A 20,662-nucleotide genomic window follows, 5' to 3' on the forward strand; every position below is an offset into this window, starting at 1 on the left:
GCGGCTCAGCTCAACTCAGCCAGGCGCGCAGCACGGTGTCGATCGGCGTCAAGGCAACATCGGGATAGCGGTTGTTGTCGCCGCCCGCGGCGGGGGTTTGGCCGCTGAACATGGTGTCGAGATATTGCATGGCCTGCCAGGCCGGGAACACGCTGTTGGCCTGCGGCGCGATCCGCCGCGTGATGCCGATCCAACGCCGCAGCGATTGCAGCGAGCCAAACCGCAACGGCCGATAGGGCTGGCCGCTGATCCGCGACAGGGTCTCCGCCAGGATGCGGGCGCTCGCGACGCTGCCCGCCACATGCAGGTCGCGTGGCGCCTCGGAATCCAGCGCCGCGGCAGCCGTTACGGCCGCAGTGTCGTCTTTGGTCGTGAGCGGAAAACCATGGTCGGCATCCTCCCAATAAAGCACGCGGCGGATCGGCCGGACGATCAGCGGCATCTCCCCGGCCAACATATCGGCAAAGGCGCCGTTGAACACCGACGTGGCGCGGATCGGCGCCGCATCGAGCTTCGACCGGAAAGCGCGGCGTAGGTCGAAGTTGCGGTTCGATCCCACCGGAACCCGCGTATAATCGAGGGAGAAATCCGAAGGGATGAAGCGGGGCACGCCGGCCGCGACCGCAGCCTCGAGCAGACGGCCCTGCGCGTCGACGATCACATCACCGAGGCCGTTCAACGTCGAGGCGACGCACACCGCGCCGCGGCATGCCTCGATCAAAGCCGATCGTGCCTCGAGCGCCGCCACGATCGGCGTCACACCGAGAGCCTTCAGCGGTCCCGGATCTCGACCGGGTCGCAGCAAGGCCCGCACCTCGACCTTGCGGCGCACCAGGGCCTTGGCGACCCGCGCGCCGAGGTCGCCCGTGCCGCCCGCCAGCACCACCATGGGCGTGGAACCCGTCATCGCACCGACGCGCTCCGGATGGTGGGCTCCAACGCCACATCGACCTGTCCGTCCTGCCGAAAATGCTCGATGCCGCCGGTCGCCGCCAAGCGCTCCCGCAGGCCGTCAGGGCCGCCGAACTGGTATCCGAGCTGGCTCGCATAGGCCAAACAAGCGGCCTCTTTCTGCGCGATTGCCAGAGCGTCCAGCGTCACCGCCCATTCTGGCTTGGCCGCCATAACGGCGCCGAAGGGCTCGGGCGGCGTGGCGCTGCGGACGAGATAGGGAAAATCGCGCCACCACAGCACGGGGCCTTCAGGCTCGCCAAGTGCACGCACCAGCTGAATGTGATCGACATGACCGCCGATGGCCTGCGGCGCCAGCAGCAGATCCGGCCGGACCCTGGCCCGAAGATCCGAGACGGTGCGGCCCAGCGCCTCGACAATGGTGTCGGCCGGTAGCGGTCCGGCGAACAGCGCCCTGGCGGAATCGTAGCCGCGATGCGGAGCCTCCACCAAGTCACCGTGGTCGGGCTCGCAGCCAAGCCGCTGCAGCGCCGCATCATCCTCGGCCCGCCGCAACGCCATATAGTCGACCTCGGGTGTCAATCCCTTGTCGAGCTGGCAGGCCAGCGCGAAGCCGGTCGGGTTCAGAACCGACCGCGTGAACAAGGTCGCCACCACGACCCGCCACCCCGCACGCGCGAGCCGGTTCAGCGTGCCGCCGCAGGAGAAGACGGCATCGTCGAGATGGGGCGACAACGCGAGGGCGGTGCGGCTCACAGCAGATGCGGCTCGGCGCGGAAGCGGCAGGACGTCATCGGCAGATGGGGATCGACCTGCGGACCCGGCTCCGACTTCAGCACGCGGGCGTAAACGTCCATGATCTGCCGTCCGACTGCGTCCCAGGAATACACGCGCCGGCACTCGTCGTATCCCGCCTGGGCGATGCGCCGCCGCAGGGCGGCATCCTCGATCAACCGCTGCAATCCGTCCGCCTGGCCGACGATGTCGCCGGGTTCGAACAACAGGCCGTTCTCCCCGTTGCGCAAACAATCGTTCACGCCCACGGCGAAGCAGGACATGTTGGCGAGGCCGGTCGCCATCGCCTCGAGGATGGTGTTGGAAAAGCCTTCGCCATAGGTCGGCGACACGAAGATATCGGCGCGGCGGTAGATGTCGGGCACGGTCTCGTAGTCGGCATAATCGGTGAAGCGCAGCTTGCGGGCGTCGAAGCTCAGCGCAGCGGCCCTGGCCTTGCAGGCGTCGAGGTCCGGCCCGATACCCGAAATGATGCCCTCGAACGGCACGCCGCGGGCGCGCAGCATGTCGAGCGCATCGATGAAGTCGAGCGCGCCTTTGCGACGGTCGACGCGGCCGTGGTAGAGCAGCCGCACCGGCCAGGGCGCTTCGCCGACCTTTGCGGGGTCGATCGGACGGAACCGTTCGGTGTCGACGGCGCCCGGCACGATGGTGAAGCGGTCGCGGGCTGTGCCGAGGCGTTCGCTCACCTCGGTGACGAAGCTTTCGCCGCCGATCAACAGGGCGTCGGCCCCGTCGAGCACCCGCTGCATGGCAAGCCGGTGGGTTTCGCAACAGGATCCGACCCAGTGGCCGTCACCCCCCTGGATCGACACCACCACCGGCAGCCCCAACGCGCGTCCCGCCAACAGGGTGGCCCAGCCGGTCGGATAGCCATATTGCGCATGCAGCACGTCGAAGGGGTGACGCCCATGCGCAGCCTTGATGGTTTCGACCATGGTGTCGATGTCGCGCTCAAAGTCGCCATCGGTCTGTTCGCCGAGCTGTTCGAGGCCGATCACAGTGACGCCCGGCACCGCCGGCGGCGGGCCACCCCCATAAACGCGGGTGCCGAACGCATCGCCGCGATATTGGCTGATCATCGTCACGTCGTGCCCGGCCCGCACAAGCTCGCGTAGCAAATTCACGGCATAAACGCTCATTCCCGAGATGGCCGGGAAGAAGCGCCGACTGACGAAGCAAACCCTCACGCGACGAGCTCGCGCTCATAAGCCGCGATGGCCTGGCGGGCCTCCGGGATCATGGTGTCGGCCCGATAGCTGTCACGCGACAGCTCCACGCAGACGAGTCCTTGGAAATCGATGTCGCGCAGCGCCCGCAGGGCTTCCGGCACATCCATGTCGCCATCCCCGAAGGCGAGATGCACATGGTCGCCGCGCTTCATGTCCTCGAGGTGCACGTCGGCGATGAAGCGTCCGAATTCGCGGATCGCCGCATGGGGCTCCCGTTCGCCGGTGACCAGCACATGGCCGAGGTCGAGCGCCAGCTTCACGTCGGGGACGACGCGCACCAGCTTGGCGAAATCGTCGACGGTTGACACGAACATTTCGGGCTCGGGCTCGAGCGCCGGCACGAGGCCCTGACGCTTGGCGTATTCGACGATCGCGGCCGTGCCCTCGTAGAGCCAATCGGTGGCGTCCCGCTCATCGACGCCCGGCTTCAGGCGCCCAGCCCAGAAGGACAGCACCTCGGCTCCGAGGATCGCCCCGATGTCGGCGGCGCGCTTGAGGAACTCGAGGCGGCGGGCGCGACCGTCCTTGGCGGCCGACACAAAGGTCGGCTCATGCTTCTGCCGATGGTCGAGCAGGAAATGCGCGCCCGTTTCGATGACCACGCCGAGGCCGAGGTCATCGACGCGCTTGCGCAGCAGCTTGGCGTTGCGCTCCCAGTCGGGGGACAACGGATCGAAATGGTTGTGGTCGAGCGTCAGCGCGACGCCGTCGTAGCCACCTTCGTGCATCAGAACGAGGGCGTCGTCGAGCCGGTGCCAAGCCGTGCCGTTGGTGTTGTAGGCATAGCGCAAGTTCATGGTGTTTCCTCCGGTACGATCTGCCCGAGACGCAGGGCGACGTGGTGAGCTTCCGGCTCGCGGTAGAGAGGGTAGAGCGGGCCGACGACGCGCTCGGCCTCGGCGGTGTCGAACAAGGGCTGGCGCCCGCCGGTAAGCGGAGACAGCCGCTCGGCCGCCGCTGCCGTGATGCGCACCGGGCGCCGCGTGTCGGAAGCCTCGCCGAAGCGGATCAGCGCGCTGTCGCGCTCCAGCAGCTTCCGGGTGTTGCGTTCGCCAATCCGGCCGTAACTCATGGTCTCGACCTCGAGGCCCGGCACGATCACCTTGGCGACCGCGAACTCGCCACCGGCGGGCGACCCGTCGATGTAGAGCACATCGAAGCCCGCCGCCTCGAGCCTGCGGCGGGCAAAGGCGCCCCGTTCGCGCGTGTCGTTGAGCGTCACGGCCGGCAGATCCGAAAACGCCTTGTGGCCCTTGACCGAAAACACCGTGTCGGCCAGCGCGGTCCGGATCATCGCGCCGTCTTGCGCCCACGCCATCATCGACCGAAGCGCGCGGCTTTCTTCCTGTTCGAGGCTCGGCAGGGCGCGTCCGACGAAGTCGCGCACATAGCCGGGTGGCGCCACGCCGAGCGCCTCGCTGAGCGGGCCGTGTCCATAGGTCTTGCGCACCCGGGCCGAACAGAATTCGAGGATCGCCTTGCGCAGCGCCCGGTTACGGTCGGGATCGCAGGCTTCGCCGCAGGCCGACAACATGATGGGCACGCGCGGCCCCTGCCCTTCCCGGTCGAAGCCGACCACGTAAAGGTTGGCCAGGCCGAACTCGTCGGTGGCGAACTTCGGCAGCAATTCGATGCCGCAGCCTTCGACATGGCGCACCAGGGCGCGGGTATCCGCGTCGAGGCTGTCGTCGAGGTCGAGCACGATGCCCTGGTCGAGGGCGCGGAACAGCAGACCATTGCCGTCGCGCTGTAGACATTCGAGCAGGCCATGCCCGACCGCCCAGTCGAGGTCCGGCCCGGCGCCGAGACCGTTGGTGATCAATGTCGTGAAGGGTTGATAGCCATCCGGCAACTCGAACCAGTCGGTGGCCGCCACATCGAGCGGCACCAGAACGCGCTCCCCATTGCGGGCCCGCACGGCCTCGGTCCAGGCGAGCGGCGTGTCGGCATCGACGGGGCTGCCGGCCGGCAGACACAGGGTCAGCGGATCGACGATGCGATCGCGCCCGACCTCCGTCACGAGCGATGCGTAGCTGCCGAGCCGATGCGGCGTTTCCATGAGCCGCAGTGTCGGACAGATCGCCTCCGCGATCTCGGCCAGGGCGCCGATGATGGCCTCGCCGTCCGTGGTGCCGTAACCATAGCCCGACGGCATGTTGCCGGGAAGCCGGCCGCCATCGTCGAGGAATAACGCCACCTTCCAGGCCGGTACACCGGTACGGTCGATCGGCGTCATCGGAAAGCCGACGAGCCGGCCTTTCGGCAAACCCGCGATATAGGCTTTGGCGGCCTCCGGCAGGTTTTCGGGCAAACCGGTCAAATCTTCACCTCGTTGCGATAAGCTTGGGCAAGAAGCCGCATGGTGTCCAGATCCCGCGCTCCCGAGAATGCGTCCCATCGTCCCGATCGGAGCGCATCGCCGAATGCCTGGACCTGACCGAGGAACGGTGACGCATCCGCATCGGCGACAACCATCGCGTCGTGCCGGCCCGTGGCACCGTCGATGCGTGTCAGCGACCCGCCAGCGTCCTGGCCCATGGTGTTCTCGGCCACCAGCAGCCCGGCGCTGCCGGCCACTTCGAGCCGTCGGCGTGGCAGGGCATCGGGACAATTATAAGCGACATGCAGGTTGACCAGCACGCCTAAGCGGGTGCCGCCGATCAACATGGCGCCATCGTCGACCGGATAGGCGTGGATGCGTCGCTGCAGCATGGCGGCGACCTGGGCGACCGGCTCGCCCAGCAGGAACTCGACGAGATCGAGCCCATGCGGGGCCAGGTCCATCAAGGCGCCGCCTCCGGCCTGCCCGGCATCGGCGCGCCAGTTGTGGCCCCCATCGTGGCCGGAACTCCAGTCCGGCCCGAGCCAGCAGGCGTAAAGGATGCGAACCGCCGTGACGGAGCCGATGGCGCCATCGGCGACCGCCTGGCGCAAGGCCTTGTGGGCCGGATGGTGGCGCTGATCGAAGGCGGTGCCATAAAGCACGCCGGCCTTCCGGCAGGCCGCGACCGCGGCTTCCGCATCGGCCAGGGTCGCGGCAATCGGCTTTTCGCACAACACCGCCTTGCCGGCCGCCGCCGCGGCCTCGACCGCCACGCGGTGCAGATGGTTTGGCGTCGCCACATAGATGGCCTCGACTGCCGCATCCGCCGCCAATTCGGCGACACTGGCGTAGGATGGAACACCGCGCGCCTTAGCGGCCGCCTGCGCGCGAGGCGAAGGGTCCGCCACCGCCACCAGACGATCTCCCGCCGCCGCGATCGCCGGCGCCATATAGTCGGCCGCCACCCACCCGAAGCCGGCAATGCCCCAACCGATCGGCCGTGCCATCACCAGCGCTCCGGCAGGTCGACCAGGGTCCGGGTGCGCACTGCCGTTGCATCCCTGGCCTGGAGCAGGCGATCGCCCTCGGCACGCGACAAATGCAGCGGAAAGGTCGAGCGGCCCGCATATTCGGCCTCGTAGCGCGGCGAAGGCCATGCCACCGCCAGCGCCTCGCCCTCTCCTTGGTACAGCGGATTGAGCCGCAGCGCCGCAGCCGGCAGCGGCGCATCCCAACCGGACGCCACTGGATCGGCGGCCATAACGCCATCCTCGAGCGAAAAGGCCTCGACACGGCTGAGGTCCGGCAATGCCTGCGAGCGAGGCGGCCGTGCCTCGACCAGCGCCTGCGTCAGCTCGGCATCGTCGTAGATCGTGGCGTCGGGGAAGAAACGGCCCATGTCGTCGACCGACACGGCACGGCCCGCCGACAGGTTGTCGGCCCCGCTATTATGGATGTGGCTCAAGGCGAGCCGTCCGGTTGGTGACCTGAGCCGCCGCAGGGCGGCCAGGATGGCCGGCTTCGGCTCGAGGAAGTAAAAGGCATCGTGACAGAACACGAGGTCGAACCGTCCGTCGGCGACAGGCCAGGGGGCGGCCGCATCGAAGCAGACGAGGGTGGCCGCGGGCGGCAACACCCAATGACGCGCCAGCCAGAGCTTGCTGAACACCACATCGCCGCCCGTGAAGGCGACGCCGCGGCGCAGCAGTTCGCGGCCATAATGGCCAATGCCGCAGGCGAGTTCGAAGGCCGCACCGGCGGGCCGCCAATGCGCTTCGAGCAAGGCAAGCCCGGCCAGGAAGGTAGGATCGCTCCAACGATGCGCGAAATAATGCCCGACGCGGTCGAAGCCGAGCAGATCCATCGCGTCCCGCAGCGACAAGCGGTCCCGTTCCGCCAGGAGATGGCGCAGGGCACGCTCTTCCGGCTTGGCGCCGGTCCACCAATCGTCCTGGTCGGCCAGCAGAATAATCAACGCGCCGTCGCGATCATTGTCTCGGAGGCATGCGACGGCGGCATCCACCAGGGCCTCGCGTCCGACCCGCAGATAAGGGATGCCGTCGACCACCGGCCAGAACCGGCCATCCTGGTCGCGAAGCAGGGCCGGGCCGTCAGGCTCGAGGAACGCCCCCGTGACGGGGGATCGCAACGGAGCGATCACAGGAGGCCTGCCTGGCGCAGCACCTCGTCCTGGAACCCCTTCACCGGCCCGGCGTGAACGAGTTCCATCTCGCCGAGCATACGTTCGGGCGTGAGGGCCGAAGCCCGCATGTATTGGTTCAGTTGCAGTACGCGGTCGAGCACATCGGCCGCGTGGAAGGCCTGGCCCTCGGGGGTGGTGGTGTCGGGCAGGACGGCGCGCGCCTGCTCGACGGTGTGCCGCAACGCGGGCGACAATTGTGCCAGGCAGGCGGCCGTATGGTGGTCCATCAGGGTCTTCAGATAGGGTCCAAGCAAGACCTCACCCGTGAAGCCGGAATCCGGCATGCCAGCATTGTGGAAGTGGTGCGCCAGACCGGCGAGGAAGACGCGACCGGGATCGGCTCCATACAACGGCGACAGCAGCACGCCGTAGAGCGCCACCATCAAACAATGTTCGGCATGGTTCTCGGGCGGCTCGAGCATGATGCGCGGCTTGCCCGGACAGGTGATGCCCGCCCGAGGCTGCATCGCCAGCGCGGCCACAAAGGCCGGGCCAGCGGGGCTTTCGCGGTCGTCCCGGTCGAAGCCCTGCTCGACCATGGACCGCAGGGGGACCAGCAGGTCACCGGCGACCGCCTCGGCGGCCTCGATCAGAATGCTGCGCACGGCAGGCCGCGGCACCCCAGCCACCAGCAGGACGGTCGCATCCAGGTCGCCGAGCCGCGCTGCCGCAAGGCCGCGCCCGACAATGCTGCCGGCTACGGCATCGAGCGCCACCCCGCCGACAAGCGCCGCCCAGGCGTCGGCAAACAACCGCGTCGCGATCGAGCTCGGCCGGCCGGCCGACGTGATGCGCTTCAGGTCATTCAATTCGATGAAGGGCGTCGTAACTCGGGAAAGGTCGAAGCGCGTCATGGTATCCATCGGTTCCCCGGCCCGCCGGCTCCGATATAATTCGAAGGCCTTCGGTCCAGGACTGGGAGGGAGACCTATCGGTCAATCGGCACAATGCCAGCACCAAATGATGCGTCGAATGCGCGCTGGCGAGGGCTGCCCTCTTCCTCGGTGACCCCGCTGCAGAAAAACGATGTGAGACCGGAGAGTCCTCGGGCCATGCCCGGGCAGCCTCCGTAACGAGGCGTCTCGGCCATAAGCGAAGGCCGGGGAACCACGGCTTCCACGTCCAAGAGCAACCTGTTCAGCCTCCGCGACCTCGCAAAAACCATCGCCTTTCCAGTCACGATGGGCTATGGGAATACAGCGCGGGTGTAGCTCAATGGTAGAGCAGCAGCCTTCCAAGCTGAATACGAGGGTTCGATTCCCTTCGCCCGCTCCATTTTTGCGCTAAGGCGCTGTTTTCCCTACTCTCCTCGCATGCTCCTCCCGGGCTTGCTCGATTCGGGCGGAAAACCGGTAGGATTTCCGGTAGGAACCTTGCGCGAGAGAGTGCCCATGTCGCCGTCCGGCTTTCCGTTCCTGGTGCTCAGGAAAGATACGGGCAAATATGCCTACCAGCGCGATCTGAACCCAAGTTTGGCTCTCCATGTTTCGGGAGACGTCTCGCTCGATTGGACGGCGCGGATCGCACGGCTCGAGCCTTGTCGCTCGGTGATCAAGATCTCCCTGTCGACTGGGGATGAAAAGACCGCACGCGTGCGCTGGCTGCACGTCCATACGCAGGTCGAAGCGCTGCTCCAACTCGCACAGATCGCGGCCAATACCGAGGCTGTGCGGAAAAAAGCCGTTCGGCCGGTGGAAGGTCTCGCGCCGGGGGTGAGCGCCACCATCGCGGGTCAGTTGAAGCACGATCGGCTCAACGCCCATGATCAGGGCTGGATCGATCCCACCTTCACGTCGCCGCTCGCGGGCGTCGTGCTCAAGCTGTTGCGACAGAGCACCGTCGAGGCTGCAGACAGGAAGCTCATCGAAGGCGCCCGGCGCAAAGCCGAGGACATCGAGCATCAGCAGGCGCGGGCAGCCTTGCGGGAACGCGAGCCAGGATGGGTCGACCGCAGCATCCTGGTGTCAGAGCTCGACGCTAGCCTGTTCGACATCGAAGGCCTCCGGTCGGGACGGATTACGCATTTTACGACGGCCCAGATGCGCGCTATGCACGAGGCGGAAGCAAAAGCGACGACGATGCCGAGCGAGATCGATTGTCGCCTCGCCGAGAACGGGTTGGCGTTGCCCGAAGGCCATGCCGATCGCCGCGCTCTGGCCTTGTCGCTCCTTCGTACCCAGGTTTCGACGCACGAGATCATCAAGCGACGCGATGCCGGGGCCGGGATCGACACGCCATCCCGGCCGCCAACCATGATGCCGCGGCCTGCGGCACTCCCCGCGCAGCCGTCGCAAACCCTCTCGGCCATGCGGGAAGCCTGGATTCTGGACAAGCGCCCCGAACAGAAGCCGCGGGACGACAATGCTCTCTACGTCGGCTACTTCGTGTCGCTCTTCGGCGATTTGCCGGTGGCGGACATCACGCGACCGATGATCGACCAATACCTCAAGCTTCTCGACCGCTGTGCTCGCAACGTTCCGCATGCCCTGCGTCGCGGAAGCCTAATGGCCCGTGCCGAATGGAGCGAGCTGCCGGACAACCGCGGCAAGCGCCGCCTCAAGCGCCGCACCATCAATGCGAAGGGTCTCGGCTCCCTTAGCGCCTGCCTGACCCAGGCTGAGCGCCTGGGCCTGGTCTCCGCCAATCCGTGTAAGGGCATGGACCTCGACGAAAGCGTCGACGAGGTCATGAAGCGCAAGCCGTACAGCTTGACCAACCTGAAGAAGATTTACGCGACCTCCATCTACAAGCAGCCGGCTGTCGTGCCCAAGGCCGGGTGTGGCGCCGCGGCGTTCTGGCTGCCGCTGCTGGCGATGTTCGCGGGCGCGCGGCTCGAGGAGCTTGGACAGCTGGAGCTGGCCGACGTCAAGGTCGCGGATCGCATCCCCTACCTGCACATCACCGACGTCACGGACGATGACGACGACGCGGCCAAGCCCGAGGGTGCCGCCACGAAGTCGGTGAAGACGAACGCCGCCCGTCGCCGCGTCCCGCTGCACCCTACGCTGCTGCAACTCGGGTTCATGAACTTCGTCGCCGGCCGGCGGCGACGCGGAGCGACCCGTCTGTTTCACGAGCTGCCAGTCTACCGTAATCGCTGCACCAAGGAGTTCAGCAAATGGTGGGGCCGGCACACGGACGAACATGTCACGAAGGAGCCGGACAAGACGTTCCACAGCTTCCGGCATCTCTTCATCGCCAAGCTACGGGCCGCCGAGGTGCCTGAGGAGCGTATCAAGGCGTCGGTGGGGCATCGCAGCTCCGACACGACGTTGGGCTATGGCGACGATGGGGAAGGTGCCTTCTCGCTCGAGATCCTGTTGAGCGACGTAGAGAGGATCAGCTTCCCAGGGCTCGACCTCACCAAGCTGGGTTGGAACGAGGCGTAATTTCAAGGGTCGACCAAAGACCGGCAACGTGGTCTTCGGTGCCGGCTCCATTGTTCCAGACGCTGCCGAGCAGCACTCGCCGCGCGGCAGGCAAGGCTCGGATCAGCGAAGCTTGAGGTGTCTCCGATGGTCCGAGAGGCACGAGCCCGTCAGAGATCCTCGGGTTCGGCGTGCTCGAGACCCTCGACTTCGGTCCGGATGACCTGCAATCGCGCCTTGCATAGCGCATAAGCCTCCTTTGCGTCGCGTACGTCCTGGACCAGGCTGTCGATCGACGTCGCGCTGCCCGGCCCTTTGAGCTTGGTCGCAATGGCGGAGAGCCGTGCGTAAGCCTCGGCGAAGGTCGCGGTCGCGGGAAGCGCGGTCCCCGCGGGTGTGTTGGTCGGCATGGTGGTTGGTCCTTTCTGAAAGCGTGGCACGGGTCAGGCCTCCACGACGGCAGCCACATCGCCGTCATGAAGGTGAAGGGTGAGGCCATGCGCCTCGTGCGCAGCCGCGACCGTGCGGATCACGCGCCCGTCCGGGCCGCGCACCAGGGCGAAGCCCCGCGCCAGAACCGTCTCGGGACTTGCGGCCGCGACGATCGCCTCGGCTGCCACGAGCGCCGCGGCCGATCGATCGAGGCTTGTGGTTGCAGCCGTGCCGACCGCGTCGCGGAGGGGGCGCAGGCCCGCTGCTTGCAGGTGCAACTGCGTCCCGGCGGCCTGGACGACGCTGCGCCATGCCGGCTCGCCCGGGTCAATCGCGCTCAGGCGCATTCGCATCCCCGACGACACCTGGACCCGCAGGTCCCGGCTCGCGCGTGCGGCGGCGTCGATGCGCAGCGGAACCGTCGCGTGCAGCGCGGCCATCATGTGCCGCAGGTCGCTCATCGCCTGCCGGCAGCGCGCCCCGGCGGCACCGATCGCGATGCGGACCTCGGCGAAGACGCGGTCGACATCGGCCTCGGCCCCGGTGAGGCAGCGGCCGCCCTGCGCCGTCAGCCCCGACCGGTACGCCTGCAGCCGGATTTCTTCGGCCTGGAGCCGCTGCCCAGCGAGGCTCGTGATCGCCTCCAGGGCGCCTCGAACCTGCCGCGCCGGCGCGCGCATGAGCTCGGCCACGCATGCCAGGGCTTTCGATGGTGTGTCGAGGTTCCGCCAAGCGATCTCGCAGAGCAGGAGGTCGTTGTCGATGGCGTGGCCGAGACCGCAGGCGATCGGCACCGGGCAAAGGGCGACGGCGCGCACGATGGTCTCGTGATCGAGGACCGCCAGACCGGCGCGACTACCCCCGCCGCGCACCATGAGGACGAGGTCGGGCCTGCTCCCGGCCAGCGGCTCGACCGCGGCGCGTAGCGCGGTGGCGAGCGCCTGCGGGGCCGATGCCCCTTCGAACGGCACCGCGTGGCTGCGGATCACGAGCAGGCCGGCGCCTTCCCAGCGGGCCAGGGTCGCGGCGATGTCGGCATAGCCCGCGGCCCCTGCCGGGTGAACGATGGCGACGCGGGTGACATCGCGCGGCATCGGCAGGCGCCGTTGCCGGTCATAGAGGCCCTCGCGGCGGAGCGCCTGCCGCAACTGCTCGAGCCGCTTCTGGGCCAGGCTCTGGGTCGTGTCGCGCCCAAGATCGAGGACGCGCGCCCCGAGGTGGTAGCGGCTCGACCACTGCGGCGACACTTTGAGAACGGTTGTCATGCCGACCAGGAGGCCCGCCTCGACCGGACCGCCGATGCTGCTCGAGATGCGGTCCAGCACGGCGCCGGCCAGGAAGACGCGCAGCGCTCCACCCTGGCCGACGGGCGCCCCCGCTTCGACGAGCTCAAGGGTGTGGCCGCTCCGTCCGGCCTTGCTGGCCACGATGGTGGCCTCGAGCCACACGGTCTCGGGAAGGCCGCGAAGCAGTTGGCCCGCCAGGTCGAGGAAGGCGCGAAGCGGCAGGAAAGGGGCATCAAGTCCGGTGGACCGATCGGGTGTTGCGGCCAACGGGTGTGGGTCGGTGCGATTGGTGATGATGGATGAGGACATGACCTGTCGATCCGGTGGATAGTGTCGGGATGTTGGGAATGGCGTCAGCGGTTCATGAGCGGCGCCGCGGCGCGGATCACCAGCACCTCCACGAGCCGTGCGAGCGTCTCGGCCTCCTGCCGCGGCGCGAGGCGAAACAGCTCGCGCGCAGCCTTGTGGGTGCGGCCGCGCTTCGTCTCATGCACCGTGAAGCGCAGGAGCCGTTGCGGGTCGATGCCGCACGACCGGCAATGTGCGAGGCCCTCGGCACTTGCGGCGAAACCGGCGAGGCTCCGCGGCGCGAGAGCCTGCATCAGTGCGCGATCGAGCGCGGAAGGGTCGACACCCCCGGGCAGGTCGATCGAAAGCGCCGCCCGAAGCGTGCGCACCGGGCTGTCGATCGGGCGAACACCGGCGGGCACGATCGTGCCTTCCCAGTTGTCGAAGCCGGGCTCGGCCATCATGACGTCCTGATCCTGCCGGTGCGACGCGTAGCGGCTCTGGCGCAGGTGGGCGAAGCGCGTTTGGGCGGCCGTGCCGCGGCTGAACCCGGCCTTGTAGATGCCGAACCCAACGACCTGGGCGCACTCGAACAGCCCGCGGCACCCGCCGAGGTAGAAGCACATGCTCGGTCCGCGGCCGAGGGCCCGGTAGGCTGCCGAGCGAAACAGCTCGGCATCGACCTCCGGAACGTCGTCGATGGTGATCGGCCGCAGTCCCGCTGAAACAGGCGGTTCGCAAGGCGCCGACATCGCGGACCGTCGGGGCGAGGGGTCCAGGGTGCTGAGCGCCTCTATGGCGTTACGCAACATGGAGCGATCCTCTTGCGTCAGCTGAAGCCACGACGCCAGGGCGGACGATACGGCTGGATTGAGGGCTGCAGTAAGTATGTTCATGATATGTCTCTTCCTTCATCTTTGGTTCGTTTCGGCTTGGGGCTGGCGCACCTGTCGCCCGCACTTCCACCCGTGTTCTGTTGATCGCCTTCACCACGGCCGCGCCGGCTTCTGATCGTACGTCGACTCGCCTCTGGACCGGCCCGGCGCGTCGTGGCCGGCATTGCTCCTCAGCCTTTGTCAGAAGCCACTCGCGTCGGGGACATCCTGCCGCGACACAAATCGCGGTCGGCGCAGGTCGATGAAGCCGACAGGGCCGCGCAACGTCGGCTTCTGTGCGGGCATGCGGGGCGACGTGGCACGCGCGCGAAGCCGGAGAGCGGCGGCAACGAGGTCGTCGCGGCTGAGCACCCGCCGGCCATCCGCGACCGCATGGGCGACGGCGAGTTCGATGGCGAGCCGCGCCCGACGAAGGCCGAGCGGCCGCGTCGCATGGAGCGCGGTCCGGTTCTCTATCGTCACCGGCAGTCCGATTTCCCCCGCGACCTCGGCCAGCATGGCTTCGAGAACGGCGTCGCGCGCTGCACGGGACAGGCGCGGGATGGCGACCGTCACGACGCGGTCGAGAAAGGGCGCGGACAATCCTGTCGTGCTGTTCGCGGTGAAGATCCAGATCGCATGCGCCGCGTTCATCGGCACGCGGATGAACTCGTCCTGGTAGACGCGCGCGGTGTGCCGCTCGAGCAGCCCGAGGAGCTTGTTGGCCGGGTGCGGGTTGCGGTCGTGGTCGACGACCTTCTCGATCTCGTCGCACAGGATCAAAGGTGCGCTCGAGGTCGCCTGGACCAGCGCCTTCGCGGCATACCCGGGTCCGGCCGCGCGCCATACGGGTGGGTAGCCGACGATCGAGCCCATGTCCGGAATGGTGGCACCGTCGATGGTGTCGAGCGTCGTGTCCAACGCTTGGGCGAGCGCCCTCGCGAAGCGCGTCTTGCCGACCCCTGGCGGCCCGAGCAGGAGCAGCGGCGTGACGCGCATCGGCGTCTGGGTCGCAAGCGATAGCTGTGCGGCATCGTGGACCAATGCGGTGACGCCCGCGAAGTTGGGCTGCGCCTGCGCCAAGGTGTCGAGCCGACCGGCTGTTATTTCAGAGGCGATCAGGTGTGGTTTGTGGAGCCGCACGCGGTCGCGATAGTGGAGCAGGAGCCTGACGCGCTGCTCCTCGTTGCTCGACAGGGTATCGAAGTTGCCGTCGAAGCCGGTCGCCTGGATCGCGCGGTGGATGGCCATGCGTTCGATCGCCATCGTGCCTGGGATGGTGCGTTCCGCGATGCGGTCCTCCTCGACGGCGTCGGGCAGCGTTGCAGGGATGGCGGCTTCGAACGGATCGTCCTCTTGCCGGACCGACCATGCGACGCGGGCCGCCGCATGGAGGGTGGCTGGTATGGCCGGTACGGGCGCTGGATCCTCGGGCATGCTTGCACGGGTGTCTGGTCGAGCGTCGCCAACGGCGGACATGGAGAATGTGGGTGTCATGGGTGCCAACTTGCAGGAGAGCCTGGGCGCGACTTCGCCCGCCCTGACGTGAGTGCCGGCAGGTGGGCTGAATCCGCGTGGATTGAGGTGGTAGGTGATGATGCGGACAGGGCCATGCGCCTGGCCGCAAATGGAAGCGGCCGTCGCGTACGGCGGCGGCCAACATGCAACGGCGTGGGCCGATCAGTTCGGCAGTGAATCGCTGTTAAGCCGTCGATGATCGGCCTCGATGGCGACATCCAAGAGCGTCGCGAGATGGGAGTGGGACAGCGACACGAGCCCGTGCTCGCGATCGTAGCGGAGGAAGGCTGCCGCGATCACCTTCGGCTCGACCTCGCTCCAGTCCTGGGCCGGCTCGGAGGCCATCAACAGCGTCAGCGTCCTGAACTGCAGTTCAAGCGCGTCGGCGCGGTGCGGATCCGTCCCGCGCGCGGCGACGAGCTGCCCGTAGGTGTCGTACACCCGGGAGGCGAGGTGGGCGATGAGCGTTTTGGCCTGAGTGCGGCTGGAGGTCTCGCCGGGGTTCATCGTGGTCATGGTTCTTACTCTGGGCCGGTGTGAGACGGACCGGCTTCGGTCTCGCCGACTCTCCTTTGGGGCCCTTCCTGTTTCGGAGATCACCTTTTGCTATTTCTGCTGCTCCCTGCAGACCTTCCAACCTCCTCATCATGATCCGGTGTAAAACATGCATCGGTAATTTGGAGTCGGACCGGCCGTAGAAATCGGCTATCCCGTTCGACGACGACCTGTGCTGAAGGACGGCATCATGCAGGATCTGGTGAGAGTTGAACCGAGCCGCCGCAACATCTGCGCGGCGCTCCTGGCACTATCCTTCGCGAGGGTTCGCCCCCTGTATGCTGACCTCGGCTGGACGGTGCATCGGATCCTTCCGGCTCAACTTCTCTCCGTCCGGATCGGCGACCTCATCTATGATCGGGGTTGCAGCAGGCTCTTTCGGGTGGTGCGAACAATGGAAACGGAGGTAGGTCTGGTCGCCAAGATGGAATGGGTGCAGCGCGTCGTGTGAGCCCCGATCCTGCGTGTTTACGCCTGAACGTTCGCGTCATGGGGCGATACAGGATGACAATGCATCCAACCATGCTGAGCGCGCTGTCGGCCATGGTCTCGAGTTGACCATTTGAGGAAATTGGGAATGTCCGCTTCCAGTGAATCTGGTCAGGGCGCGCCGCGCCGCTTTATAATTCCACAATGGACATCATCGTGACGCGGCGGCTCGTTCTTCGGAGTCCGGTTGCCCAAGACCTGCAGGGCCTACAAGATCACGTGCTGTCCGATCCCGATGTCATGCGTTTCGCCTTCTCGGGCAATCCGCTGTCCTCGGCGCAATCTAAGGCGTTTTTCGATAGCAACTTCGACCACGATCAAACAGGCAGGAAGCTTGGTGTCCTGATCGAGCGCGAAACGAAAGAGCTCACTGGTTTCGCGGGCTTGGTCCCATGCGGTGCGCTTGGTCAGCCGGACTTCGAGCTTGGCTTTGTTCTGCGTCGGGACGCATGGGGGCGTGGCTACGCGACTGAGATCGGGCTTGGACAAATCGAGTATGGGTTCAGCACCCTTCATTTAAAGCGCGTTTTGGCTCAGGTCTCGCCGAAAAACCATGGTTCGATCTCAACGTTGAGAAAGCTCGGCATGGCCTTTTGCAGCGCTGTCCACAGCGAAGAACGCGGCGAACGGCTTGTGTACGCCGTGCATAGTCTTAGCGTCTGAGTTTATGGTGCATCATTCTTGCAGACCGTGCGGAAAGGCGGCTGAGGATTTCTCCCGTTGACGGGTCATGGTAGCTTTCGGCATGGCGCACCTGGCCGGCTCTGATCGCTCGCAGCTTATGCTCCTGCCGGAGACGGTGGACGACTATGTCGGTCCCGACAACCCGGTGCGCTTCATCGAAGCCTTCGTGGATCAGCTCGACCTCCAGACGGCCGGCTTTGCCCGCGTGCAGGCCAAGGCGACGGGCCGTCCCGGCTATGATCCGGCCGACCTGCTCAAGCTCTACATCTACGGCTACCTCAATCGGGTTCGCTCCAGCCGGCGCCTGGAAGCCGAGGCCCACCGCAACATCGAGGTGATCTGGCTGGTGCGGCACCTGAAGCCGGACCACAAGACCATCGCCGACTTCCGCCGCGACAACCGGGCGGCCTTCAATGCCGTGTTCCGCGAGTTCGTCCTGCTGTGCCGCCAGCTCGACCTGTTCGGGCGCGAGTTGCTGGCGGTCGACGGCACGCGCATCAAGGCGGTCAACAACAAGGATCGTAACTTCACCCGGGGCTTTCTCACCGAGTTCATTCGCTTGGCTGACGAGAGGCTGGCGAAGTACCTGCAGCGCCTGGATGATGGCGACGCGCAGGAAGAGCACGTGGGCGGCACCAGAGGCGGTAGGGACAAGCTGAAGGAGAAGATCGCCGCCATTCAGGGCAAGCGTGACCGCCACAAGGCGATGCTGGTCGAGCTGGAACAGACGGGTCAGGACCAGATCTCGCTGACCGACCCGGACAGCCGCGCCATGGCGCGAATGACCAAGGTCGGGGTCGGCTACAACGTGCAGATCGCCGTCGATGCCAAGCACAAGCTGATCGTCGAGCAGGAGGTCTGCAATCAGGTCCTCGACATGGGGCTTCTCGCGCCGACCGTGGAAGCCGCCATGGTGACGCTCGGCGTGGAGCGGATCGAAGCGGTGGCCGACAAGGGCTACTTTAAAATCGAGGATGTTGAGGCCTGCGAGAAGGCCGGCGTCACAGCCTATCTTCCCAAGTCCGTAGGCGGTCCAGCGGTGCGCGAGGGGTTCTTCCCCAAGACGGCGTTCCGCTTCGACCCCGAGGCGAACGTCTTCACCTGTCCGGCCGGGCAGACGCTCTCACCCTGTCGCCGGGGCCGCTCGCGTGACAACGTGAAGATCGACTACGCGAACCGAGCTGCCTGCAAAGGCTGCGCCCTCCGCCCGCGCTGCACGAGGACATACCGGCACGTCTCGCGGCTGGAGAACGAGGCCGTGCTCGATCGCATGGCGGCCCGACTGGCGGCGCGCCCCGACATCCTCGACCGTCGGCGTGAAACCGTCGAGCACCCGTTCGGCACCATCAAGCAGTGGATGGGCCAGGGTGCGTTCCTGATGCGGCGGCTGGAGAACGTGCGCGGCGAGTTCAGCCTGACGGCGCTCGCCTACAACATACGCCGCGCCATCACATTGGTCGGGGTTCCAGGCCTGATCACCGCCGCAGGCGAATGAAGGGCTGTGCGCCCTGCCGCGGGCCGTAGCCGGTCCAGGATCGGCTCCTGGTGCCCTCAGGATGGCCACTGGTTCCCACCGGGGCCGTCACGTCCCGAAATTAGTCCCTGCAGCATGCCCCTACGAGACCAGCCCGAAACTCAGGACTTTCCGCACGGTCTGCTTGAGTGATGTACCATCACCCATGTCTGCCTTCGGCAAAGGCGCGAAAGGCCGCTGTTGGCGCAAGCTTCGCTCGCCTGTCATGCAGATGGCCGTCAGTCGGCGGTGTCCTGCCCCCGCGTGGGGGGCGCGCCGATGCCGCCGGCTGCAACAGGTCCATCCGGGTGCTCGGGGTTGTGGGAGTGCGTGGTCTTCTCGGTCGTGGCCGGTCCGGCATGGCCGTTCGGACCGTAGAAGGCCACGTGCAGCTCCCAGTAGCCCGTCACGAAGGCAACAAGCGCCGCCGCCAGCCCGATCGGGATGCTGCGCAGCGGCAGCTTGAAGGTCGCGAAGACGTGCGACAGGCGGCTGTGGTCCGCCGCAACAGCGAGCAGAATGGCCATGATCAACCCATGGCCGATGATCTCGATGCGCCCGAACGGCCACACGGCCGATGTGAAGATCACGAACAGCGCCACGGCCGAGAGGCGACGAATCAGCGGTGTCCACAGGAGGCCGAAGCCGAGCGTGAACTCGGCGACGCCCGCTATAGGGATGAAGGCGTCGCGCGGCAGCCCGAAAGTGAGGAACGGCTTCTCGACGACGAGCGGGTAGAACCAGGACGGGTAGGCGAACTTCTCCAGGCTCGACCACATGAGCGCGACCGCCAGCCCCCAGCGCAGCGCCTCGAAGCGGTGGACGCGCCAGCCCTCCTGCGGCAAGGCCGCGAGCACCAAATAGGCCGCGACGCCGAGCCCAAGTGCGAGATAGTCGAAAAGGTGGAACAGGTCGTAGTCGCGCAACGCCAAGAGCCAGAGCGCCACGATGCCGGCGCCTGCGATTGGCATGGTGGCGCGCCAGAAGATGAGGGCCGCGATGACGAGCTGCATCCATGACACCCACTCGGCCGGTGTCTTCAGATCCGGCGTGAGATAGATGCCGCCGACCGAGAAGATCGCGACGAAAAAAGCGGCCACGATGGCGCGCACGTAGTCGTCGAGGCGTCCCCACATGGGTTGGGTCAGCCGGTCGAGGCCGTCCATCACGGCCCCGCCATGGGGCCCAATCTCGATCCATCTTGTTCCGGTGAAGAAGGCCAGCACGAGGCCAATGGCCAGCCAGAACCAGCTGTCGCGCAGAGTTTGGCCGACGGGCGCCGGCGGTGCGCCCACGATGTAAGGCGCGAACCACTTCACGTGCGCCGCGGCGGGCGTAATAGCAGCGACCGTCATGAGCAGGATCACCGTCCCGCGCGTCCATCGGTGCGTCACGCACGACGCCATCAGACGTCCTCCTGAGTCGGTGGTCCGAACACCCCGCGCCGGAGACTATGGGCGATCCGGTTGGCTTTCTCGACGAAGGCGGCCGCGACGTCCGGCTCGAGCGTGTGGGTGCAGGTCTGCTCGAAGATCGCGAGCCATCGGTCGAACATGGCGGGTTCAAGGTCGGGCAGCCGCGCGTGCGCGATCAGCGGGTTGCCGCTGTAGCGCCCGCTCGTCAGCATGACGGACGACCAGAAAGCGCGCAGCGTGGCGAGGTGGTCCACCCAGTCCGCCTCAGCCGAGCCGATCGCCTGGACGAACACCGGCGCCAGCATCGCGTCCTGCCGGACGCGGCCGTAGAACGCTTCCATCAGCGCCGCGATTGCATCGTCGTCGATGGCGGGCGGAGCCGGGCGGCTAGCCGCCCTCATCGTTCGTCCGTCTTCAGCACGGCTCCGTCGTCGGCGACGAAGACGGCCAGGAGGCTGGCGGGCTCCGTCGCGCTCGCGTTCTCGCTAACGAGATGCGTGCTGCCCGGCGGCTCGAAGAAGCTTTCACCCGCCTTGTAGGTGCGGGCCGGTCCCGTCGCCGAGTTCTCCGATCGCACGGCGCCCGAGAGCACGTAGGCCACGACGCTTCCGGCATGGTGATGGACGGGCGAGCGCCCCGCCGGGGGATAGGTGACCAGCAGCCCCGTCAGGGTCTGGCCCGGCACGTGGGGCAACGCATGGCGAAACGCGAGCGTCACCTGTAAAATCGCTCGCAATAGTGACCCCCTGAGGGGGTAATTTCGCGGCCAATGCC

The 20,662-nt window shown here is 66.9% G+C and carries 20 protein-coding genes and 1 tRNA gene; 5 read left to right on the forward strand and 16 right to left on the reverse strand.

All coding sequences use genetic code 11. The features are described from left to right. Window positions 1–10: 10 nt before the first annotated feature. From P7D22_RS00875 to P7D22_RS00910, 8 genes are read right to left on the reverse strand one after another with little or no spacing between them, the layout of a single operon-like run. Complete coding sequence (locus P7D22_RS00875) at window positions 11–907, reverse strand: NmrA family NAD(P)-binding protein (RefSeq protein WP_319932304.1); 897 nt, start codon at window positions 905–907, stop codon at window positions 11–13. Next, window positions 904–1,668 (reverse strand): PIG-L deacetylase family protein, encoded by a 765-nt coding sequence (locus tag P7D22_RS00880; RefSeq protein ID WP_319932305.1) that lies wholly within the window; start codon window positions 1,666–1,668, stop codon window positions 904–906. The genes P7D22_RS00875 and P7D22_RS00880 overlap by 4 nt, the downstream gene beginning before the upstream one ends. After that, window positions 1,665–2,897 (reverse strand): glycosyltransferase family 4 protein, encoded by a 1,233-nt coding sequence (locus P7D22_RS00885; RefSeq protein WP_319932306.1) that lies wholly within the window; start codon window positions 2,895–2,897, stop codon window positions 1,665–1,667. Before P7D22_RS00885 ends, P7D22_RS00880 begins: the two co-directional genes overlap by 4 nt. Next, entirely contained in the window at window positions 2,894–3,736 is an 843-nt protein-coding gene (locus tag P7D22_RS00890) for a sugar phosphate isomerase/epimerase family protein (RefSeq protein WP_319932307.1), read from the reverse strand. The genes P7D22_RS00885 and P7D22_RS00890 overlap by 4 nt, the downstream gene beginning before the upstream one ends. Continuing rightward, entirely contained in the window at window positions 3,733–5,337 is a 1,605-nt protein-coding gene (locus P7D22_RS00895; protein ID WP_319932308.1) for a YcaO-like family protein, read from the reverse strand. The genes P7D22_RS00890 and P7D22_RS00895 overlap by 4 nt, the downstream gene beginning before the upstream one ends. Continuing rightward, window positions 5,256–6,269, reverse strand: a complete 1,014-nt coding sequence (locus P7D22_RS00900) for a Gfo/Idh/MocA family protein (RefSeq protein WP_319932309.1) — start codon at window positions 6,267–6,269, stop codon at window positions 5,256–5,258. Before P7D22_RS00900 ends, P7D22_RS00895 begins: the two co-directional genes overlap by 82 nt. Next, window positions 6,269–7,411: a class I SAM-dependent methyltransferase gene (locus P7D22_RS00905; protein ID WP_319932310.1), complete on the reverse strand. Its 1,143-nt coding sequence runs from the start codon at window positions 7,409–7,411 to the stop codon at window positions 6,269–6,271. Before P7D22_RS00905 ends, P7D22_RS00900 begins: the two co-directional genes overlap by 1 nt. A gap of 8 nt (window positions 7,412–7,419) precedes the next feature. Then, window positions 7,420–8,319: a hypothetical protein gene (locus P7D22_RS00910; RefSeq protein WP_319932311.1), complete on the reverse strand. Its 900-nt coding sequence runs from the start codon at window positions 8,317–8,319 to the stop codon at window positions 7,420–7,422. Window positions 8,320–8,666: 347 nt separating this feature from the next. On the opposite strand from P7D22_RS00910, the gene P7D22_RS00915 reads away from it, so the two are divergent. Both P7D22_RS00915 and P7D22_RS00920 read left to right on the forward strand, forming a co-directional pair. Next, window positions 8,667–8,740: transfer RNA gene (locus P7D22_RS00915), tRNA-Gly, on the forward strand. 116 nt (window positions 8,741–8,856) lie between these two features. Further along, window positions 8,857–10,854 carry a site-specific integrase gene (locus P7D22_RS00920; RefSeq protein ID WP_319932312.1) on the forward strand — a complete coding sequence of 666 codons (1,998 nt, stop codon included), beginning with the start codon at window positions 8,857–8,859 and terminating at the stop codon, window positions 10,852–10,854. A gap of 149 nt (window positions 10,855–11,003) precedes the next feature. Here the strand turns inward: P7D22_RS00920 and P7D22_RS00925 are convergent, their stop codons facing one another. From P7D22_RS00925 to P7D22_RS00945, 5 genes are all read right to left on the reverse strand, one after another. Next, window positions 11,004–11,243, reverse strand: a complete 240-nt coding sequence (locus P7D22_RS00925; protein WP_319932313.1) for a hypothetical protein — start codon at window positions 11,241–11,243, stop codon at window positions 11,004–11,006. 33 nt (window positions 11,244–11,276) lie between these two features. Next, window positions 11,277–12,860, reverse strand: coding sequence for an exodeoxyribonuclease VII large subunit (locus P7D22_RS00930; RefSeq protein WP_319932314.1), 1,584 nt, complete (start codon window positions 12,858–12,860; stop codon window positions 11,277–11,279). Between the two features lie 44 nt (window positions 12,861–12,904). Continuing rightward, window positions 12,905–13,735 carry a hypothetical protein gene (locus P7D22_RS00935; RefSeq protein ID WP_319932315.1) on the reverse strand — a complete coding sequence of 277 codons (831 nt, stop codon included), beginning with the start codon at window positions 13,733–13,735 and terminating at the stop codon, window positions 12,905–12,907. A 180-nt stretch (window positions 13,736–13,915) separates the two neighbouring features. Next, the gene (locus P7D22_RS00940; RefSeq protein WP_319932316.1) at window positions 13,916–15,151 is read right to left on the reverse strand and encodes an AAA family ATPase; all 1,236 of its coding nucleotides are present in this window, start codon (window positions 15,149–15,151) and stop codon (window positions 13,916–13,918) included. Window positions 15,152–15,394: 243 nt separating this feature from the next. Further along, window positions 15,395–15,739, reverse strand: coding sequence for a hypothetical protein (locus tag P7D22_RS00945; protein WP_319932317.1), 345 nt, complete (start codon window positions 15,737–15,739; stop codon window positions 15,395–15,397). 238 nt (window positions 15,740–15,977) lie between these two features. Between P7D22_RS00945 and P7D22_RS00950 the strand changes: the two genes are divergently transcribed. From P7D22_RS00950 to P7D22_RS00960, 3 genes are all read left to right on the forward strand, one after another. Further along, a complete protein-coding gene (locus tag P7D22_RS00950) occupies window positions 15,978–16,238 on the forward strand; it encodes a hypothetical protein (RefSeq protein ID WP_319932318.1) in 261 nt (86 codons plus the stop codon). 182 nt (window positions 16,239–16,420) lie between these two features. Next, window positions 16,421–16,939, forward strand: coding sequence for a GNAT family N-acetyltransferase (locus P7D22_RS00955; protein ID WP_319932319.1), 519 nt, complete (start codon window positions 16,421–16,423; stop codon window positions 16,937–16,939). Between the two features lie 82 nt (window positions 16,940–17,021). Next, window positions 17,022–18,455 carry an IS1182 family transposase gene (locus P7D22_RS00960; RefSeq protein ID WP_319932320.1) on the forward strand — a complete coding sequence of 478 codons (1,434 nt, stop codon included), beginning with the start codon at window positions 17,022–17,024 and terminating at the stop codon, window positions 18,453–18,455. Between the two features lie 257 nt (window positions 18,456–18,712). On the opposite strand, the gene P7D22_RS00965 is transcribed toward P7D22_RS00960, so the two are convergent. The 3 genes from P7D22_RS00965 to P7D22_RS00975 form a co-directional block, all read right to left on the reverse strand. Then, on the reverse strand, window positions 18,713–19,828 hold the full coding sequence (locus P7D22_RS00965; protein WP_319932321.1) for a hypothetical protein: 1,116 nt from the start codon (window positions 19,826–19,828) through the stop codon (window positions 18,713–18,715). 50 nt (window positions 19,829–19,878) lie between these two features. Beyond that, window positions 19,879–20,289, reverse strand: coding sequence for a group III truncated hemoglobin (locus P7D22_RS00970; protein WP_319932322.1), 411 nt, complete (start codon window positions 20,287–20,289; stop codon window positions 19,879–19,881). Beyond that, window positions 20,286–20,662: cupin domain-containing protein (locus P7D22_RS00975; RefSeq protein WP_319932323.1), on the reverse strand; the 377-nt coding region annotated here is incomplete at its 5' end. The genes P7D22_RS00975 and P7D22_RS00970, both read right to left, overlap by 4 nt.

This window comes from Lichenihabitans sp. Uapishka_5, from assembly GCF_033947565.1.
Classification (GTDB): Bacteria; Pseudomonadota; Alphaproteobacteria; order Rhizobiales; family Beijerinckiaceae; genus Lichenihabitans.

Coding starts and splice junctions, on each gene's coding strand:
- P7D22_RS00930 (WP_319932314.1), bottom strand. CDS start 12,860: ATGTCCTCATCCATCATCACCAATCGCACCGACCCACACCCGTTGGCC.
- P7D22_RS00950 (WP_319932318.1), top strand. CDS start 15,978: ATGCAGGATCTGGTGAGAGTTGAACCGAGCCGCCGCAACATCTGCGCG.
- P7D22_RS00955 (WP_319932319.1), top strand. CDS start 16,421: ATGGACATCATCGTGACGCGGCGGCTCGTTCTTCGGAGTCCGGTTGCC.
- P7D22_RS00945 (WP_319932317.1), bottom strand. CDS start 15,739: ATGAACCCCGGCGAGACCTCCAGCCGCACTCAGGCCAAAACGCTCATC.
- P7D22_RS00895 (WP_319932308.1), bottom strand. CDS start 5,337: ATGGGACGCATTCTCGGGAGCGCGGGATCTGGACACCATGCGGCTTCT.
- P7D22_RS00875 (WP_319932304.1), bottom strand. CDS start 907: ATGACGGGTTCCACGCCCATGGTGGTGCTGGCGGGCGGCACGGGCGAC.
- P7D22_RS00920 (WP_319932312.1), top strand. CDS start 8,857: ATGTCGCCGTCCGGCTTTCCGTTCCTGGTGCTCAGGAAAGATACGGGC.
- P7D22_RS00910 (WP_319932311.1), bottom strand. CDS start 8,319: ATGACGCGCTTCGACCTTTCCCGAGTTACGACGCCCTTCATCGAATTG.
- P7D22_RS00900 (WP_319932309.1), bottom strand. CDS start 6,269: ATGGCACGGCCGATCGGTTGGGGCATTGCCGGCTTCGGGTGGGTGGCG.
- P7D22_RS00940 (WP_319932316.1), bottom strand. CDS start 15,151: ATGCCCGAGGATCCAGCGCCCGTACCGGCCATACCAGCCACCCTCCAT.
- P7D22_RS00890 (WP_319932307.1), bottom strand. CDS start 3,736: ATGAACTTGCGCTATGCCTACAACACCAACGGCACGGCTTGGCACCGG.
- P7D22_RS00965 (WP_319932321.1), bottom strand. CDS start 19,828: ATGACGGTCGCTGCTATTACGCCCGCCGCGGCGCACGTGAAGTGGTTC.
- P7D22_RS00970 (WP_319932322.1), bottom strand. CDS start 20,289: ATGAGGGCGGCTAGCCGCCCGGCTCCGCCCGCCATCGACGACGATGCA.
- P7D22_RS00935 (WP_319932315.1), bottom strand. CDS start 13,735: ATGAACATACTTACTGCAGCCCTCAATCCAGCCGTATCGTCCGCCCTG.
- P7D22_RS00960 (WP_319932320.1), top strand. CDS start 17,022: ATGGCGCACCTGGCCGGCTCTGATCGCTCGCAGCTTATGCTCCTGCCG.
- P7D22_RS00925 (WP_319932313.1), bottom strand. CDS start 11,243: ATGCCGACCAACACACCCGCGGGGACCGCGCTTCCCGCGACCGCGACC.